This is a genomic window from Streptomyces flavofungini (assembly GCF_041028215.1).
Taxonomy (GTDB): Bacteria; Actinomycetota; Actinomycetes; order Streptomycetales; family Streptomycetaceae; genus Streptomyces; species Streptomyces flavofungini_B.
Genome location: NZ_JASKYR010001198.1, coordinates 1 through 1,491 on the forward strand (window position 1 = coordinate 1; position 1,491 = coordinate 1,491).

Genomic DNA, 1,491 nt, shown 5'->3' on the forward strand with positions numbered 1-1,491 from the left:
CTCCTCCCCGCCGCCGCGCCAGTCCCTCTAGCCGACGAAGTACGTCGGGTTCGGGAGCTTGTAGGTCTTGTCCGCGTAGCCGCCCGCGAGGTCGGAGACCTGGTCTCCGAAGCTGCCGACGATGTCGTAGCCGGTGGACTCGATGTGCTTGCGGGTGCCCTCCTTGAACTGGACGGTGGTGCAGTTCCAGGCGGCGGCCGTGGCGCAGTGCTTCAGGTAGGACGGCGGGTTCTTCTTGTCCTTGGTGTAGACGTGCGCGCGGTCCAGGCGCGTGTCGTAGCCCGCCCTCGCGAGGTTGGTGACGGCGCCCTCGCGCTGGGTCTCGGCGAGGCCGGTGAGGAAGAAGACCTCGACGCCCCGCTTCTTGGCGTACTTCACCAGCTCGGGCATGCCGAAGACGGCCGGGCGCTTGGCGGCCTTGACGTAGGCGTCCCAGCTGTCGTTGTCGTAGGTGTAGTTGACCGACTTCTCGTAGTCGAAGCTGAGCAGCGCGGTGTCGTCCACGTCGAGGACGATCGCGGGCTTGCCGCCATGGCCGCCGTGCCCGTGGTGCGCCCGCTCGGCGGCCTTCTTGATGTCCTTCTTCGCCTTGGCCTGGATGCGGGCCAGGTCCTTGGCGTAGGGGCTGTCGGGCGAGGACTTCCACACACCGTCGGCGCCCTTGACCGCGCCGTAGTAGGCGTCGATCTCGCCGACGAGGAGGCCGATGTTGTGCGGCTCCTTGGTGGGGCGGTGCTCGGCCTGCTGGCCGGCACTGGCGACACCGGTGGCGTAGAGGGCGGCGCCGGCGACGGTACAGGCGGTGGCCAGGCCGGCCACGCGAAGGGTCTTGCGCATGTGTTGCGTCTCCGCATCAGGGGATCGGGCAGGTCAAGGCCTGTCTACGCGCATTGACCCGGCTCTGGGGAGAGCGGGAGACGACCCTTTACCCGATCCATACCTGGCGGGGAGGAGCCCTTGTCCCGCCCCCCGTGCCGGGACAAGGGCCGCATGGGTGCGGTCAGCCGCCCGCCGTCCACCCCGGGTCCCGGCCGCTCAGCCCGATCACCCGGTCCAGGAGCGGCGCCCCCTCGGGCACGGGCACCGGGGGCCCGAACAGACCGCCCTCGCCGCCGTCGCCGACGGGTGCAAGGAGTGCCCGCGCGCCCTCCAGACTCGCCTTGTCGGGCGCGTACTCCTGGCCGGTGGCGCGCGCCAGGTCCCAGCCGTGCACCACGAGTTCGTCGAGGGCGACCAGGCCCGCGACCTCGCCCGGCAGGTCGATGCCGCCCGCACGGGTCATGCCCTGCCGGGCCGCCGGATCGCGCCACGCCTCGACGAGCCCGTCGAGGGCCTTCGGCAGCTCGCCGCGCCAGCCGGGGCCGATGTCCGGCACGGTACGGCCGGGGTCCCCGTCGAGCTCGGGCCGGAGGTCCTTGCGGGCGGCCAGCTCGAAGGCGCGGGTGAGGCCGAGCAGATGGCCGAGCAGATTCCGCACGGCGAACTCGGGGC

The 1,491-nt window shown here is 71.7% G+C and carries 2 protein-coding genes; both read right to left on the minus strand.

What is annotated here, in order from left to right:
- Nucleotides 1-27: 27 nt before the first annotated feature.
- The gene (locus tag AB8Z36_RS39700; protein ID WP_369218218.1) at nt 28-837 is read right to left on the minus strand and encodes an HAD family acid phosphatase; all 810 of its coding nucleotides are present in this window, start codon (nt 835-837) and stop codon (nt 28-30) included.
- Nucleotides 838-1,000: 163 nt separating this feature from the next.
- A partial coding sequence (locus AB8Z36_RS39705; protein ID WP_369218219.1) for a TIGR03086 family metal-binding protein occupies nt 1,001-1,491 on the minus strand: 491 nt, incomplete at its 5' end.